This window comes from Streptomyces sp. NPDC057002, assembly GCF_042673825.1.
GTDB lineage: Bacteria > Actinomycetota > Actinomycetes > Streptomycetales > Streptomycetaceae > Streptomyces.
On record NZ_JBHURZ010000001.1, the window covers coordinates 336510 to 351497 of the forward strand.

Annotated in this window: 11 protein-coding genes; 8 read left to right on the forward strand and 3 right to left on the reverse strand. The window is 73.3% G+C overall.

The genetic code is table 11. The features are described from left to right. Positions 1-33 precede the first annotated feature (33 nt). Positions 34-285, reverse strand: a complete 252-nt coding sequence (locus tag ACFT32_RS01565; protein WP_382484516.1) for a DUF5133 domain-containing protein — start codon at positions 283-285, stop codon at positions 34-36. Between the two features lie 219 nt (positions 286-504). On the opposite strand from ACFT32_RS01565, the gene ACFT32_RS01570 reads away from it, so the two are divergent. The 6 genes from ACFT32_RS01570 (at position 505) to ACFT32_RS01595 (ending at position 10947) form a co-directional block, all read left to right on the forward strand. Beyond that, complete coding sequence (locus ACFT32_RS01570) at positions 505-2043, forward strand: acyl-CoA carboxylase subunit beta (RefSeq protein ID WP_382484518.1); 1539 nt, start codon at positions 505-507, stop codon at positions 2041-2043. Positions 2044-2095: 52 nt separating this feature from the next. Further along, positions 2096-3859 (forward strand): fatty acyl-AMP ligase, encoded by a 1764-nt coding sequence (locus ACFT32_RS01575; protein WP_382484520.1) that lies wholly within the window; start codon positions 2096-2098, stop codon positions 3857-3859. Continuing rightward, a complete protein-coding gene (locus tag ACFT32_RS01580) occupies positions 3856-7836 on the forward strand; it encodes an acyltransferase domain-containing protein (RefSeq protein ID WP_382484522.1) in 3981 nt (1326 codons plus the stop codon). Before ACFT32_RS01575 ends, ACFT32_RS01580 begins: the two co-directional genes overlap by 4 nt. 23 nt (positions 7837-7859) lie before the next feature. Continuing rightward, on the forward strand, positions 7860-8816 hold the full coding sequence (locus tag ACFT32_RS01585; RefSeq protein WP_382484523.1) for an alpha/beta hydrolase: 957 nt from the start codon (positions 7860-7862) through the stop codon (positions 8814-8816). 122 nt (positions 8817-8938) lie between these two features. Continuing rightward, the gene (locus ACFT32_RS01590) at positions 8939-10156 is read left to right on the forward strand and encodes a PucR family transcriptional regulator (RefSeq protein WP_382484525.1); all 1218 of its coding nucleotides are present in this window, start codon (positions 8939-8941) and stop codon (positions 10154-10156) included. A 149-nt stretch (positions 10157-10305) separates the two neighbouring features. Next, the gene (locus tag ACFT32_RS01595; protein ID WP_382484528.1) at positions 10306-10947 is read left to right on the forward strand and encodes a cutinase family protein; all 642 of its coding nucleotides are present in this window, start codon (positions 10306-10308) and stop codon (positions 10945-10947) included. Between the two features lie 57 nt (positions 10948-11004). Here ACFT32_RS01595 and ACFT32_RS01600 read toward each other — a convergent pair whose 3' ends face one another. Further along, a complete protein-coding gene (locus tag ACFT32_RS01600; protein WP_382484531.1) occupies positions 11005-12726 on the reverse strand; it encodes a hypothetical protein in 1722 nt (573 codons plus the stop codon). A 196-nt stretch (positions 12727-12922) separates the two neighbouring features. Between ACFT32_RS01600 and ACFT32_RS01605 the strand changes: the two genes are divergently transcribed. Next, positions 12923-13159: a hypothetical protein gene (locus ACFT32_RS01605; RefSeq protein ID WP_382484534.1), complete on the forward strand. Its 237-nt coding sequence runs from the start codon at positions 12923-12925 to the stop codon at positions 13157-13159. Positions 13160-13333: 174 nt separating this feature from the next. Here the strand turns inward: ACFT32_RS01605 and ACFT32_RS01610 are convergent, their stop codons facing one another. Beyond that, positions 13334-14194, reverse strand: coding sequence for an aldo/keto reductase (locus ACFT32_RS01610; RefSeq protein WP_382484537.1), 861 nt, complete (start codon positions 14192-14194; stop codon positions 13334-13336). Positions 14195-14380: 186 nt separating this feature from the next. Here ACFT32_RS01610 and ACFT32_RS01615 point away from each other — a divergent pair, with 186 nt between their 5' ends. Beyond that, positions 14381-14794: a VOC family protein gene (locus ACFT32_RS01615; protein ID WP_382484539.1), complete on the forward strand. Its 414-nt coding sequence runs from the start codon at positions 14381-14383 to the stop codon at positions 14792-14794. The last annotated feature ends 194 nt before the right edge of the window (positions 14795-14988 follow it).

Here is a 14988-nt window from a genome sequence, read left to right on the forward strand (position 1 = left end):
GGTACCCGGCCGTGCGCCGGGCCTCACACGATGTCAGCCGACCAGCGTCAAGCCGTTCTCCCCGTCCGCCTCCGCGGCCTCGGACCGCCCCTTGGTGAGCAGCAGGGCGTCGGCCTTGGCGATGGCGTCGTGGATGACGGATGTTCCCATCATCACGCACAGCGTGTAGCTGACGTCCTCAAGCTGGCGTGCCGCCGTCGGCACGTGCCTCTCCGCCTGAGCGATCCTCAGCGACGCGTACCGCGTCAGCAACTCCCTGACGACCTTCCGGTCCGGTACGAGCACGTAGCGCCCCTCTCTCTGTTTTCGCTCCGTATGCCCGAACCACGCGGAAACATTCACATGTTTTACTCACCCCGGGTGGAAATGACTGGAATTGATCGGTCTGTTGTCACCGGGGGATGAAACCCCCTGTCGGAGGACTCAACTCCCCCACACAGAACGGTGATTCGTCCGGCACCTCCCCGCTCGCTGCCATAGTCGAGAGCCCCTTCGGAGGTGGTTGTGAGCACAGAGGTGAGCGGGAGCACCGCGGGACGCGTCGCCGGGCTGGCCTCACGCCGGGACCGTGCGGTGGCCCCGGGCGGGCCGCGCAGACGCGGGGAGTTCTCGGCCCGGGAGCGGATCGAACGGCTCGTGGACAAGGACTCCTTCACCGAGACGGGCCTGTTCGTGCGGGGCCGGCCCACCGGGCAGGATGCCCGCCGCCCCTACGGCGACGGGGTGGTCACCGGGTACGGCACGGTCGACGGCCGCCCGGTGTGCGTGTTCGCCCAGGACTCCACGGTGTTCGGCGGCAGCATGGGCGAGGCCTTCGGGGAGAAGACCGTCGCCCTGATGGACCTCGCCCTGAAGACCGGCTGCCCGGTGATCGGCCTGAACGACTCCGGCGGCGCCCGGATCCAGGAGGGGGTCGCCGCCCTCGCCCTCTACGCCGAGCTGGTGCGCCGCAACGTCAAGGCGTCCGGGGTGATCCCGCAGATCTCGGTCGTCCTGGGGCCGTGCGCGGGCGGTGCCGCCTACTCCCCGGCGATCACCGACTTCACGGTGATGGTGGACGGCGCCTCGCACATGTTCGTCACCGGCCCCGACGTCATCCATACGGTCACCGGCGAGCGCACCACCGCCGAGGAGCTGGGCGGCGCCCGCACCAGCAACACCGTCAACGGCAACGCCCACTTCCTGGCCGCCGACGAGGAGGACGCCCTCGACACCGTGCGCGACCTGCTCTCGTACCTCCCGGCCAACAACCTGGAACGGCCCCCGGAGTACGCGCCCGGGCACGCCCCGCCCGGGGCCGGGCTCGACGAGGTAGTCCCGGACCGGCTCGGTGAGGCCTACGACATGCGGGACATCCTGCACGCGGTCGTCGACGACGGTGAACTGCTCCAGGTGCAGGAGCTGTTCGCGCCGAACATCATCTGCGCCCTGGCCCGGGTCGAGGGCCGCTCGGTGGGCGTCGTCGCCAACCAGCCGCTGCGTGCCGCCGGTGTCCTCGACATCGACGCGTCGGAGAAGGCGGCGCGGTTCGTACGGTTCTGCGACGCGTTCGGCATCCCGCTGCTGACCTTCGCCGATGTGCCCGGGTATCTGTCCGGGGTACGGCAGGAGCAGGCCGGGATCATCCGGCGCGGCGCGAAGCTGCTGTACGCCTACGCCGAGGCGACGGTGCCCAAGGTCACGGTGGTGGTGCGCAAGGCGTACGGCGGCGGCTACGCGGTGATGGGCTCCAAGCACCTGGGCGCCGACGTCAATCTCGCCTGGCCCACCGCCCGTATCGCCGTCATGGGCGCCGAGGGGGCCGTGGGCGTGCTGCACCGGCGCGAACTGGCCGCGTCCGACGACCCGGAGGCGCTGCGCGCCCGCCTTCTCGACGCGTACGAGCGCACCCACGGCACTCCCTATCTCGCCGCCGAGCGCGGCTATGTAGACGCCGTCATCGCGCCGCGCGAGACCCGGGAGCAGGTCTGCCGCGCGCTGCGCGCCCTGCGCGGCAAACGCGCGCCGATGCCGGAACGCCGGCACGGCAACATCCCGCTCTGACCTCGCCCTTCTCGACTCGTAGGCCGATGCACGCCGTGAGGAGCCCCGCCTGATGGACAGCCGCCGCCCCCCGCTCGCGCCCGCGTGCCCGACGCTGCCGGAGTACGTGTGGCACTGGGCCGAAACCACCCCGGACCGCCGGGCGTTCACCTTCGTCGAGCATCCGGCACAGCACTCGCGGGGCGTCCACCGCACCCTGACCTGGCGCCGCCTGGACGTGCGGGTGCGGGCGCTGGCCGCGCACCTCGCCGAGCGGGCCGGGCCCGGGGACCGGGTCGCCCTGCTGTGTCCGCAGGGCACGGAGTACGTGACCGCCTTCCTCGCGGCCCTGGCCGCGGGGCTGGTCGCCGTACCGCTGTATCCGCCGGACCTGCCCGGGCACGCGGACCGGCTGGCGGGCGTCCTGGCGGATGCCCGTCCCTCGGTGGTCGTGACGACCAGCCGGGCCCAGGACGAGGTGCGGGACTTCCTCGGTTCCGACGGGCCGCGGATCGTCCTGGCGGACCAGGTGCCCGACGATGCCGCCCAGAACTGGCGGCCCGTCCCGCCGGACGCCGGGGCGACGGCCTATCTCCAGTACACCTCGGGTTCGACCCGCGCCCCGGCGGGCGTGGAGATCAGCCACGGCAACGTCGTCGCCAACGCCGGCCAGGCGCTGAGCGCCTACGGTGCCGACGCCGGCCCGCTGACCTGCGTGGGCTGGCTGCCGCTCTATCACGACATGGGGCTGGTGCTCAGCGTCGCGGCGCCGGTGACACGCGGTCTTCTGTCGGTCCTCATGGACCCGGCCGCGTTCCTGCACGAGCCGGTGCGCTGGCTGCGGCTGCTCGCCGCGCATCCGAACGTCGTGAGCGCGGCGCCCAACTTCGCCTACGACTACTGCGTCGCGACCGTCACTGCCGAGCAGAAGGAGGGGCTGCGGCTCGACAGGATCACCGCGCTGATCAACGGCAGCGAGCCGGTCCGCCCGGGCACGGCCGACCGTTTCCACGCGGCGTTCGCCGGCCAGGGCCTGGCGCCGGAGACGCACTGCCCGTCGTACGGACTGGCCGAGGCCACCGTGTTCGTCTGCGCGGCCCGGCCGGGTGAGCCGCTCACCCGGTTCGCGCTCGACCGTGACGCCCTGGCGGCCGGGAAGGCCCTGTCCGCGCGGCCGGACGATCCCCGGGCCGTGCTGCTGGCGGGCTGTGGCACCCCGGCGGGCCAGCGGGTCCGGGTCGCCGACCCGGTCACACGGGCCCTGCTGTCGGAGGGTGAGGTCGGCGAGATCTGGGTGCAGGGGCCGAATGTGGGACGCGGCTACTGGAACCGGGGGCCGGGGGACGTGTTCGGTGCCGGGTTCGCGGACGCCGCGGCCGGTCCGGGCGGCTGGCTGCGGACGGGCGATCTGGGGACGGTGCTGGAGGGGCAGCTGGTCGTCACGGGCCGGTTGAAGGACCTGATCATCGTGGACGGCCGCAACCACTATCCGCAGGACGTCGAGGCGACGGCCCAGGACGCGGACCCGGCGGTGCGCCGGGACCGGCTGGCGGCGTTCGCCGTGCCGGGCGGCGCCGGTGAGGGGGTGGTGGTCGTGGCGGAGCACGCGCGCACCGCGCGCCTCGCCGAGCTCGACGTACCGGCGGTGGTGCGTGCCGTGCGCGGTGCCGTCTCCGCCCGGCACGGGCTGCGGCTCGCGGACGTGGTCCTGGTGCCGCCGGGCACGGTGCCGCGTACCTCGAGCGGGAAGGTGTCGCGGGCGCTGACCCGGACCCGCTATCTGGAGGGCGCGTACGGCGGCCGGGCCCGGTCGGAGACGGCGGGTGCCGCGGGATGAGGCCCGTCGACGAGGGCGGGCTGCGCCGGCTCATCGCCGAAAGGGTGGCGGAGTGGTGCGGCACGTCCCCCGAAACCGTCCCGATGGACCGGCCGCTGGCCGACCTCGGCATGTCCTCACGGGACGCGGTCGCCCTGGCCGGTGAACTGTCCCGGGCCACCGGGCAGCAACTGCCGACGACCCTGCTGTGGGAGACACCGACCGGAGACGCGCTGGTGGCCCGGCTGTGCGGCGCGGAAGCCTCGCACGCCCCGGGATCCGACGCGGCGCTTCCGCTAGCCGGGCTGCCGAGCGCTACGGCCGAGCCGGTCGCCGTCGTGGGGATCGGTTGCCGGCTGCCCGGCGGGGTGCACGGCCCGGACGACTACTGGCGGCTGCTCGGCGAGGGCGTCGACGCGATCCGGCGCGTCCCGGAGGATCGCTGGCGCGACTTCACCGCCTTCCCGCCCGCGGACGCGCACCCGTACGGCGGCTATCTCGACGACATCGCGGGCTTCGACGCGGACTTCTTCCGCGTCACCCCGCGCGAGGCCGCGGTGATGGACCCGCAGCAGCGGATCCTGCTGGAGGTCGTGCACGAGGCGCTCGACCACGCCGCCGTACCGGCCGGGGCCCTGGCGGGCACCGCCACCGGCGTGTTCGTCGGTGTCTCCGCCCCCGAATACGGGCAGCTCACCGGCGCCGACCCGGCCGCCGTCGATCCCTGGGCGCCGGCCGGGGGTGCCCTGAGCGTGGCCGCCGGGCGGCTCTCCTACGTCCTGGACGCCCGGGGGCCGAGCATGGCCGTAGACACGGCCTGCTCGTCGTCGCTGGTCGCCGTGCACCACGCCTGTGTCAGCCTGCGTACGGGCGAGAGCGACACGGCGATCGCCGCCGGGGTCAACCTGCTGCTGTCACCGGCCGTCTCGGTCGCCTTCCGGCGAGCGGGGGCCCTCGCGCCGGACGGGCGGTGCAAGCCGTTCTCGACGGCGGCGGACGGCATCGGGCGCGGCGAGGGCTGCGCGGCGGTGATCCTCAAGCGGCTGTCCGACGCCGAGCGGGACGGCGACCGGGTCCTGGCCGTCATCCGGGCCACCGCCGTCAACTCCGACGGCCGCTCGAACGGCCTCATGGCACCCAACCCGGCAGCGCAGCAGGCGCTGCTGCGGAGCGCGTACGCACGGGCGGGGCTCCCCGCGGCACACGTCGACTACGTCGAGGCGCACGGCACCGGTACCCCGTTGGGCGACCCGATCGAGGCGGGCGCGCTCGGCGCGGTGCTCGGCGCGGACCGTGACCCGGACCAGCCGCTGCTGCTGGGTTCCGTGAAGGGCAACCTCGGGCATCTGGAGTCGGCCGCGGGGATCGCGGGCCTGGTGAAGACCGTACTGGCCCTGCATCACGACAGCATCCCGCCCTCGCTGCACTGTGCGGAGGGCACTTCCCTCACCGATGACCGGCTGCGGGTGGTGACCGAGCCGGAGCCCTGGCCGCGCTACGGCGGCACCGCTGTCGCGGGGGTCTCCGGGTTCGGCTTCGGCGGCACCAACGCGCATGTGGTGCTGGAGGAGGGGCCGCCCGGCCTGGTCCCGGCCCGACCGGCCGAGGAACCGGCGGCCCGCCTGCAGCTGCTCTCCGACCTCGACGCGGAGCGCCTGGGCGACACGGCGGGCAGGCTGGCCGACTGGCTGCGCGACAGCACCGCCCACCCCGCCGACGTGGCGCGGACCCTGGCGGGGCGCACGGGCCGGGGCCCTGTACGTGCCGCCGCGGTCGCCCGGGACCGTTCCGAACTCGCTGAAGTGCTGGGAACGTTGGCGACAGGGCGTCCGGACGTGCGGCTGGTGACCGGTGACCGCGACCGCGTCGGCAACGGCACGGTGTGGGTCTTCTCCGGCTACGGCAGCCAGTGGCCGGGCATGGGCAGGCGGCTGCTGGCCGAGGAACCCGCGTTCGCCGCCGCCGTCGAGAAACTCGACCCGCACCTCGCCCCGGAGTGCGGCCTGTCCCTGTACGACCACCTGTCGTCCGGTGCCGGTCTCGACTCCCTGGAGGTCGCCCAACCCGTCCTGTTCGGGCTGCAATTGGCGCTTGCCGAGTTGTGGCGTTCGTACGGGGTCGAGCCGGCCGCGGTGATCGGCCACTCCATGGGCGAGGTGGCGGCGGCCGTGTGCGCGGGCGCGCTGGACGTGGCCGACGGGGCGCGGGTCATCGCCGTACGGGCCCGGCTGCTGAGCGGGCTGAGCGGCGGCGCGATGGCCGTGGTGGACCTGGACGACGCCGAACTGGATTCCCTGGAGCGGGACTTCCCAGGGGTGCATGTCGCCGTGCACTCCTCGCCCCGGCAGAAGGTCGTCACGGGAGAGGAAGCGGCGGTGGCCGGGCTAGTGCGCCGGCTGGAGGGGCAGGGCCGGGCGGCGCGGGCCATGCGGGTCGTCGGTGCCGGGCACTCGCCCCAGGTGGACCCGCTGCTGCCGGAGCTCGTCGACGCGCTGGCCGGCATCCGGGGACGGCGGCCGGAGGTCCCCGTCTACTCCACCGTCCTGGACGACCCACGCGGCGACCGCGTGTTCGACGCGGACCACTGGGCGGCCAATCTGCGGCGGCCCGTGCGTCTGGACCGGGCGCTCGCCTCGGCGGCGGCCGACGGGCACACGGCGTTCGTCGAGATCTCCCCCCATCCGGTTCTGACGGGGGCCCTCGCGGACACCGTGCCCGGCGCCCTCGCCCTGGCCACCCTGCGCCGGGACGCCGACGGTTCCGAGGCGTTCGCGGGACAGCTCGGTGCCCTGTACGTCGCGGGACAGCGGCTGCCCGTGCCGCCCGGCCGGGTGGTCGACCTGCCCGTTCCCCGCTGGCGGCACGTACGGCACTGGTGGACGGACGGCCGCGCACACCCCGAGCCGGTCACGGAGGAACCTCCCGTCGAAGCGGCGGAACTCTCGGAGCCCTCTTCGGTCCTGGCCCGGCTGACCCACCACATCGCCGCCGTCACCGGCCACCCGCCCGCCCGGGTCGCCCCGGGCACCGCCCTGGCCGACCTGGGCCTGGACTCGCTGATGGCCGTCCGCGTCCGTACCGCGGTGGAGCGCGAGTTCGGCGTCGCGCTGCCCCTGCGCGACCTGTTCGCCGCCGTCACCGTCGAGGACGCCGCCGCCCGGATCCGGCAGGCCCTCCCCCGCGAGGACACCCCGCTGCGCCCGCTGCGTGCCACCGGTTCGCGGCCCCCGCTGTTCCTCGTCCACGCCGCCGGGGGCCCGGTCGCCGTCTACCGTACGCTCGCCGAACGGCTCGGGGACGACCAGCCGGTGTACGGGCTGGAGCGGATCGAGGAGGCCCGGACCGTGCCGGAGAAGGCGCGGCGCTACGCCGAGGCGATCAACGCAGCCCACCCCGACGGGCCCTGTGTGCTGGGCGGCTGGTCCTTCGGCGGCTTCGTCGCCCAGGAGACCGCGCGGCAACTGACCGCCGCCGGGCGGGAGGTGCGGCTGGTCGTGCTCATCGACTCCGTACGTCCTCTCCCCCGGCCGGGACTGACACGGGCCGATCGGATCCGGGCACATTTCGAGGGCTTCGCCCGCCACGTCGCCGACACCTACGGCGTGCGGCTGGAGTTGCCGTACGACGACCTGGTGGCCATGGACGACGACAGCTCCCGTATCGACACCGTGCTGCGGGCGCTGCGGGAGGCCGCCGACGTACCGGCCGCCGCGCTGGAGCACCAGCGGGCCTCCTACCTGGACCTGGGCATCGGGGAGTCACACCGGCCCGGCGGCCATGACGGGCCGGTCGTCCTCTACCGGGCCGCCGAGCCCGCCCCGCACACCGTGCGCGACCCGGCGTACGAGCGGGACGACGAGGCGCTGGGCTGGGACGAGGTGTGCCCACGCCTGGAGGTCGTGCCGGTGCCCGGTCACCATCTGTCGCTGCTCGACCCGCCGCACGTCGACGAGATCGCCGCCCATCTGAGCCGGGTGCTCGCCGAGCGGGCCCCCTGAAATCCGGAACCCGAGGAGCCGCCATGTCCGACCTGTCGCCGAAGCCCGCCGCCGGAGTGTCCCGGCGCACCGTCGCCAGAGCCACGGCCGCCGCCGGCCTCGCCGTGCTGTTCGGGGCCGCGGGCGGCACGGCCCGTGCCGGGGCGGCGACCCGGCTCGGGCCGCGCACCCTCGACGTGTCCGTGCCCTCCGCCGCGCTCGGCCGCAACGCGCCCGTCCGGCTGATCCTGCCGTCGGACTTCGGCACACGGCCGGAGCGGAAGTATCCCGTGCTGTACCTGCTGCACGGCGCCCACGACGACTACACGTCCTGGACCCGCGAGACGGACATCGAGGCCTTCACCGAGGGCCGCGACCTGATCGTGGCGATGCCGGACGCGGGCCCCACCGGCATCCCCTCGGTCTGGCGCGACGGCCCCGACTACGAGACCTTCCAGGTCAAAGAGGTGCCGGCGCTGCTCGCCCGGGACTACCGGGCCTCCGGCGTACAGGCGGTCGCCGGGGTCTCCACCGGCGGCTACGGCGCGATGGCCCACGCGGCCCGCCACCCCGGCGCGTTCAAGGCCGCGGCCTCCTACAGCGGCGTCCTCGACACCACCGCCCCCGGTGTTCCCGCCATCATGGACGCCATCGTGGCCCGGGAGAACCTGCCGGCCCGGTCCCTGTGGGGCCATCCGCTGCTCAATGCCCTGACCTGGCGCGACTTCAACCCGCGGACCCGTGCCGCCGGGCTGCGCGGCACCGCTCTGTACGTCTCGCAGGGCAGCGGAGTGGGTCCGGGCAGCGGCGATCCGCTGCCCGGGGTGCTGGAGAGCGCCCTGTGGCCCTCGGCCCAGGGCTTCGCCGGGGCGCTGGCCCTGCTGGGTGTCCGGGCCACCACGCACTTCTACTCGGGAGGAGGACACGACTGGCCCTACTGGAAGCGGGAGTTCACCGCCTCTTGGCCGATGCTCGCCCCTGCGCTGGGCGTGCCGGAGTGACGGGGGTGCCGTCGGGGCACGGAACGGAGCGGAGGGGACGTCCGTCCAACACTGGACTTCCCACTCGTCCCACCGGCAACAGCCCGCGGGTGAGCCGCTTCCGGTCGAAAGGAGTGTCCGTGATGGCTGTGCCCACCCCGCACGGCGTGCCGGACCGTCCCGGCACGCCGCCGGTGCCGCCCGAGCTGGCGGAGCTGCTGCGCGCCCAACTGGCCTCAGTCGCCGATCTGGTGGAGGAGGAGGTCTGCCGTCAGGTGCCCGAGTACGCGCGGCCCGCCGGCGGGACGTACCGCAAGAACCTTCGGTCCGGGGTGGTGCAGGCGCTCACCCTGTTCGTCGACCACATCGCCGACCCGCGTGACGACGGGGGCGCGATCGCGGCGACGTACTACGAACTCGGGCGGGGCGAGGCCCTGGAGGGCCGCAGCCTGGACGCGTTGCAGTCCGCGCTGCGGGTGGGCGGGCTGCACGCCTGGCGGCTGATGGGGTCCACGGCGGAGCAACTCGGCCTCGACTCCGCGGTCGTCGCCGCGCTCGGTGAGCTGGCGTTCCGGACCGTGCACGAGGTCGCCCAGGCGGCCGCGGCCGGCTACGCGGAGGCCCAGCTGCGCAGCACCGACGAGCTGGAGCGGCGCCGCAGACGGTTGCTCGAGCTGCTGCTGGAGGACGGCCCGGTGGCGCTGGAGGCCGTGCAGGATCTGGCCCACGGTGCGCGCTGGCCGGTGCCCCGGACGGTCGCCGTGGTGGCGCTCGCGGCGGCGCCGGACCGGCGGGAGGAGGACCGGCCGCTGGCGGCGGCGGGCGCGCTGGTGGACATGGGCTCCCGGCCGCCGCGCATGCTGGTGCCCGACCCGGACTCCTCGGGCCGCTTCGGCCGGGCGTTCACGCTCGCCCTGCGCGGCCGGCCCGCCGCGATCGGCCCGACGGTGGCGGTCACGGAGGCCGCGCGGTCGCTGCGCCTGGCCACCCGGGCGCTCGGGCTGATGGGGCGTGGCATCCTGCCACGCCAGGGCGTGGAGCACTGCTCCGACCATCTGTCGACCCTGCTGCTGTACGGCGACGAGCCGCTGCTGGAGCGGCTCCAGGCGCGGGTCCTGGCGCCGCTCGACACGGTCTCGGCGGGGCAGCGCGACCGGCTCGCCGAGACCCTGCTGGCCTGGCTGCTCAGCGGCAGCAACGTGCCGGACGTCGCGGCACGGCTGCACATCCATCCGCAGACGGTCCGCTACCGCCTGCGCCAGCTGGAGAAGCTCTTCGGTGACGCCCTGCACGATCCGGGCACCCGCCTCGATCTCATTCTCGCGTTGCGCGCGGAATCCCTGCACACACGGCAGAACTGACTCCCGCATTCAGCGGCGTACTCAATCGCCGACAAAAAACGGCGGGGATTCCATAATCCCGTCCATAACTCCCGGCTGGGGAAAGCGAATACGTTCGGGCCGTCCTTTTTCGCAGGCGCTTCACGCGCCTCACACGCGGAGGATCCCCCATGCGTATCCGTTTGTGTCTCGCCGCGCTCTCGCTGGTCGGCGGGGCCGGGCTCGTCACCCTCTCGGCTCCCCCGGCCTCGGCCGCGGCCTGCTCCGACGTGGAACTCGTCTCGGCACGCGGCACCTTCGAGCCCGGGACGCTCGGCTTCATCGTCGGCGACCCGGTGCTTTCCGCGCTGCAGAAGAAAGCAGCGGGCAAAAGCCTGACCAGCTACAAGGTGAACTATCCCGCCGACCTCTCCCCGACGTCCGCGGCACAAGGCAATCTGGACCTGGTGAACCATGTGAAGAGCCAGGCCGCGGCCTGCCCGAACCAGAAGTTCGTTCTCGTCGGCTATTCGCAGGGCGCGAACGTCGTCGACAACTCGATCGGCATCAGCAGCGCGGGCGCGGTGGTCGGCAGCCCCATCGTGGCCACACTGCCCGCCGCGGTCGAGCCGAAGGTCTCCGCGGTGCTGCTGTTCGGCAACCCGATCCGGGCCCTCGGCAAGAGCGTCACAGGCACCTACCAGAGCCGCACCCTGGACCTCTGTGCCCAGGGCGACCCCGTCTGCGAGAACGGCGGGGGTGACGTCGGGGCGCATCTGAGCTACCGGGACGACGCCGACGCGGCCGCCACGTTCGCCGCGGGCAGGCTCTAGTCCCGGCAGCACACAAAGGGGCCCGGGAGGATCTCCTCCCGGGCCCCGTTCCGGTGTCTAGCGGGGTGACCGGGCGAACCCGGCGAGGCTGGTGGAGACGATCTCGGGCCCGCCATTGTTCTGCGCGGGCGCGGCGGTCAGCACGTCGAGGTGCTGGTAGCCGTCGGCGACCACGGGATGCAGCTCGGGCGGCACCCGGCCGGCCAGCAGACCCTCGCCGGCGAGGACGGTGAGCACCGGGTTGGCGGTGAGCCCGCCCGGATGGACGACGAGCTTCTTCACCTGCGGCGAGGTGCCGAGCTGGATGTCCGTGACCAGCTTGGTCGGGAAGTACTGCTCGGTGAAGTCCAGCGGCTGCTCGGCGAGGCTGCGGGCCAGTTGCCGCACATCGGTGACCTCCTCGCCCGCTCCGGTGAACGGGGTGCCGTCGGCCGACCGGTATCCGGGGTCGTCGGGGTCGCCGACGCGGTCGTAGTTGCGCCAGGTGTAGAGCGGGCCCTGGGGGCGGTCCGGGATGGCCTTGTACGCGGTGCCGTACAGACCGGGCTGCTGGGCACCGCCGTTGGCGACGGGGAAGCTCTTGTCGGCGACGGGCCCGCCGTCGAAGAAGCCGACGCTGGTCTGCAGGAACGCCAGCGGTACGGAGTTGTCGTCCAGCAGCGCTCCGAGCACCGCCCCGTTGGTGAGCCGGAAGTCCTTCACGGACGGCGTACCGCTGAGGAACGTGGCGGTGTCCTTGGCGAACAGGAAGCGGTTGGTGGCCTCGATGTTGAGGTTGGAGGGCAGATAGCGGGGCAGGTCCGCCTCACCGTCGGGATCCTTGAGGGCGCCGAGGCCCGCGATGCCGAGCAGGGTCATGGTCTCGGGGTTGAGCAGCACCGGCGCGGACAGTGTGCGCGACAGGAGTCCGCTGTCCAGGCCGGCCTGGACCACGCCGTAACCGAGGCCGATGTCGGGCAGGTTGGTGTCGTCGGGCAGGCTGCCGCTGAGGTCGGCGAGCGAGGTGGAGACGGTGGTGTCCAGGGCGAAGTAGCCAGCGCACTGGTTGTACCCGGCGTCGGCCGTGGTGGCCCGGTTTCCGTCGAAGTCGGCGGCGGCGAAGTACCCGGTGACGACTCCGCCCAGCGAGTGCCCGCCGCACAGCACCTTCCGCTTGCGCTGGGCCTGGTCGGGCAACTCGGCGGCGAGCAGGTCGTACTGGTCCCGTACGGTCTGCTCGATCCCGAGCTTCGCCATCCAGCCCAGCTGTCCGTTGCCGGCATAGCCGTCGAAGGTCCGGCCGTCGACCTGCTTGCCGCGGTAGTAGTAGTCGACGGCACTGTGCTGGTCGCCGGAGGCGATGCCGGTGCGGTCCTCCAGGCAGTTGGAGCGCCGGTCCAGCGCCCAGAACTCGATGTGCGCGCCCCGCTCGGCGGCCCTGGTGACGGTGTTGCGGGCGACGCTGTCGAACGCCCCGGCTCCTTCCAGGATGCCGGGCTGGGCGATGAGGATCCGGTCCGCGCCGGCCGACTCGGCGGGCCCGCCGGCCGAGCGGTAGCGCAGATACGACAGCCAGTCGCACGCGGCCGGACGGGGCCCGGCCGACTCCGGCAGCGGTACCTTCACCCGTACGACCGACTCGGTCACCCCGGTGACGGGGGACGTCGACGCGACCGGCGTCTCGGTCCGCGCCCCGTCGGCCCGGGCACCCGGGGCGGCGGCCGTGAGTGTCCCCGCGGTCAGCAGTACCGCGAGCGCGGCACCGCGCCACTTTCCTCTGCTCCTGCGTTTCATGTCCATGCCACGGACGCTAGGGCTGTGGCGGGAGGGCCCTCAGGGGGTGCTGACGAGAATTCAGTTTCCCGGTCGGGCCTTGTCACCGGCGCACAGAGCACCCGGTGCCGGGAGCTGAGGGAGCGACGGGCCGTACCGGCCCGTTCCCGCTTATGGTCCAGGCCGAGCTGCGCACCGCCCGTTTCGGAGGCATGGTGGGGCTATGGACGGTCAACCCCCCGTGGTCGTGCAGCCGCCCGCGTCGGACGGCGGACGGCTGGTGACCATCCGCGGCGAGCGCATGGGCGTCGCCTACAGCCTGTTCGACGTGCTGGACCTCCTGCACCGCGAGGGCCTGCCCACCACCGACACGGCCGTCGACGACACCGAGCTGATCGAGTGGCGCGGCGGGGGCCCGTACGACTGGAACAACGGCGAGTCCGGCTCCGACGAGGCGTGAGCTCCGGGGCGGCGCCCCCGGGGGGCTTGCTCCGGTCCGCTCCTTGTCCGCCCCTGCTCCTCAGGCATCCGGCGAAGCGCGCGCCCTTCCCTCCGACGCACCCGGGGACCCGGCCCGAGTCCGCCCCCGGACACGACTCCTGCCGTCTCAGGCGCCCGGCGCACAGGACTCCGCCTAGTCCGACTCCGATTCCGCCCTTGCCCCTCCGGCCGGCCCGTCGAGGCGGTCGCGCTGGGCGGGTGTCAGGTCGAGGGCCGCCGCAGCGAGGTTCTCCTCCAGGTGCTCGATCCGGGCCGTACCGGGGATCGGCAGGACGACCGGCGCACGATCGAGGAGCCAGGCGAGCGCGACCTGCGTGGGCGTCGCCCCGAGCTCGGCCGCCACGGCGGCGATCTCGGCCGCGGCCCCGGCCTTCCCCCACGCCACGGGCCGCCAGGGCAGGAAGGCGATACCGGCCGCCGCACATGCCGCGAGAACGGGCTCGTGCTCGCGGTCGAGCAGGTTGTAGCGGTTCTGCACGCTCACCACGTCGACGATCTCCCGGGCCTCGGCCAGCTCGGCGACGGTGACCTCCGACAGCCCGATCCGTCCGACCAGGCCCTCGGCCTGAAGCTCCCGCAACGTGCCGAGCTGGTCGGCGAGCGGTGTGTCGGGGTCGATGCGGTGCAGCTGGAGCAGTTCGATCCGCTCGACCCGCAGCCGGCGCAGGGCCTGCTCGACCTGGTCGCGCAGGATCCCGGGCCGCCCGTCGAACTTCCACTCGCCTCCCGGGCCGGTACGCGCGACACCGACCTTGGTGGTGATCACCAGCCCCTCCGGGTAGGGGTGCAGCGCCTCGGCGAGCAGTTCCTCGTTGGCTCCCTCGCCGTACAGGTGGGCCGTGTCGATCAGGGTGACGCCCAGCTCCACGGCCCGCCGGGCGACCGCGAGGGCGTTCTCCCGGTCGGGCCCGGGTTCGGTCGGCAGATGCATGGCTCCGAAGCCGAGCCGGCGTACGTCCAGATCCCCGCCGATGCGGAAGGTGGTCGATGTCATGAGCCGTCTCCGTCCCCCTCTGCTCAAGGGCCCACGCTAACAAGTCGGTTGGCGTCCACTCCGGCCTCCGGGGCCCGCCTCGCACGCGGCTCCCCCGCCCCCTGCGCGGTGCGCTCGGCGAGCCATTGTCAGTGCCCGGCGCTACGCTGCGCGCAAATGACCCTTTTGCCCCTCCGGGAGGTTCACATGGTCACGCGCCTCAATCCGTACCTCACCTTCAACGGCGAAGCCCGGCAGGCGATGGAGTTCTACAAGGAGGTCTTCGGCGGCAACCTCACCCTCAACAGCTACGGCGACTTCGGGCAGGCGGACGCCCCGAACGCCGACAAGATCATGCACGGCATGCTGGAGACCACCAGCGGCTTCACCCTGATGGGCGCCGACAACCCCCCGGGCATGGAGTCCGCGCCGGGCAACCCCTTCTCCGTCAGCCTGAGCGGTGACGACGACGCCGAGCTGCGCGGCTACTGGGAGAAGCTCTCCGAGGGCGGCTCGGTGTCGGTGCCGCTGGAGAAGCAGATGTGGGGCGACGAGTTCGGCATGTGCACGGACCGCTTCGGCACCCCGTGGATGGTCAACATCGGCGGAACGGAGAGCTGAGCGAAACCCACCGGGACGGTCCAGGACCGTCCGCCCCGGGCCGCCCGTGCACGCCGTCCCCAGTCCGGCGCGCACGGGCGGCCGTTTTGTTGGTACGTCCTGACAAAGCGGTTGACATCCCCCAGAAGGCAGCCGCATAGTACCTGCCACTAGAGCGCGCTAGTAGCGCGCTCCATCGTCGCCCCGGGCATCCC

Coding starts and splice junctions, on each gene's coding strand:
- ACFT32_RS01575 (WP_382484520.1), top strand. CDS start 2,096: ATGGACAGCCGCCGCCCCCCGCTCGCGCCCGCGTGCCCGACGCTGCCG.
- ACFT32_RS01580 (WP_382484522.1), top strand. CDS start 3,856: ATGAGGCCCGTCGACGAGGGCGGGCTGCGCCGGCTCATCGCCGAAAGG.
- ACFT32_RS01585 (WP_382484523.1), top strand. CDS start 7,860: ATGTCCGACCTGTCGCCGAAGCCCGCCGCCGGAGTGTCCCGGCGCACC.
- ACFT32_RS01590 (WP_382484525.1), top strand. CDS start 8,939: ATGGCTGTGCCCACCCCGCACGGCGTGCCGGACCGTCCCGGCACGCCG.
- ACFT32_RS01595 (WP_382484528.1), top strand. CDS start 10,306: ATGCGTATCCGTTTGTGTCTCGCCGCGCTCTCGCTGGTCGGCGGGGCC.
- ACFT32_RS01600 (WP_382484531.1), bottom strand. CDS start 12,726: ATGGACATGAAACGCAGGAGCAGAGGAAAGTGGCGCGGTGCCGCGCTC.
- ACFT32_RS01605 (WP_382484534.1), top strand. CDS start 12,923: ATGGACGGTCAACCCCCCGTGGTCGTGCAGCCGCCCGCGTCGGACGGC.
- ACFT32_RS01610 (WP_382484537.1), bottom strand. CDS start 14,194: ATGACATCGACCACCTTCCGCATCGGCGGGGATCTGGACGTACGCCGG.
- ACFT32_RS01615 (WP_382484539.1), top strand. CDS start 14,381: ATGGTCACGCGCCTCAATCCGTACCTCACCTTCAACGGCGAAGCCCGG.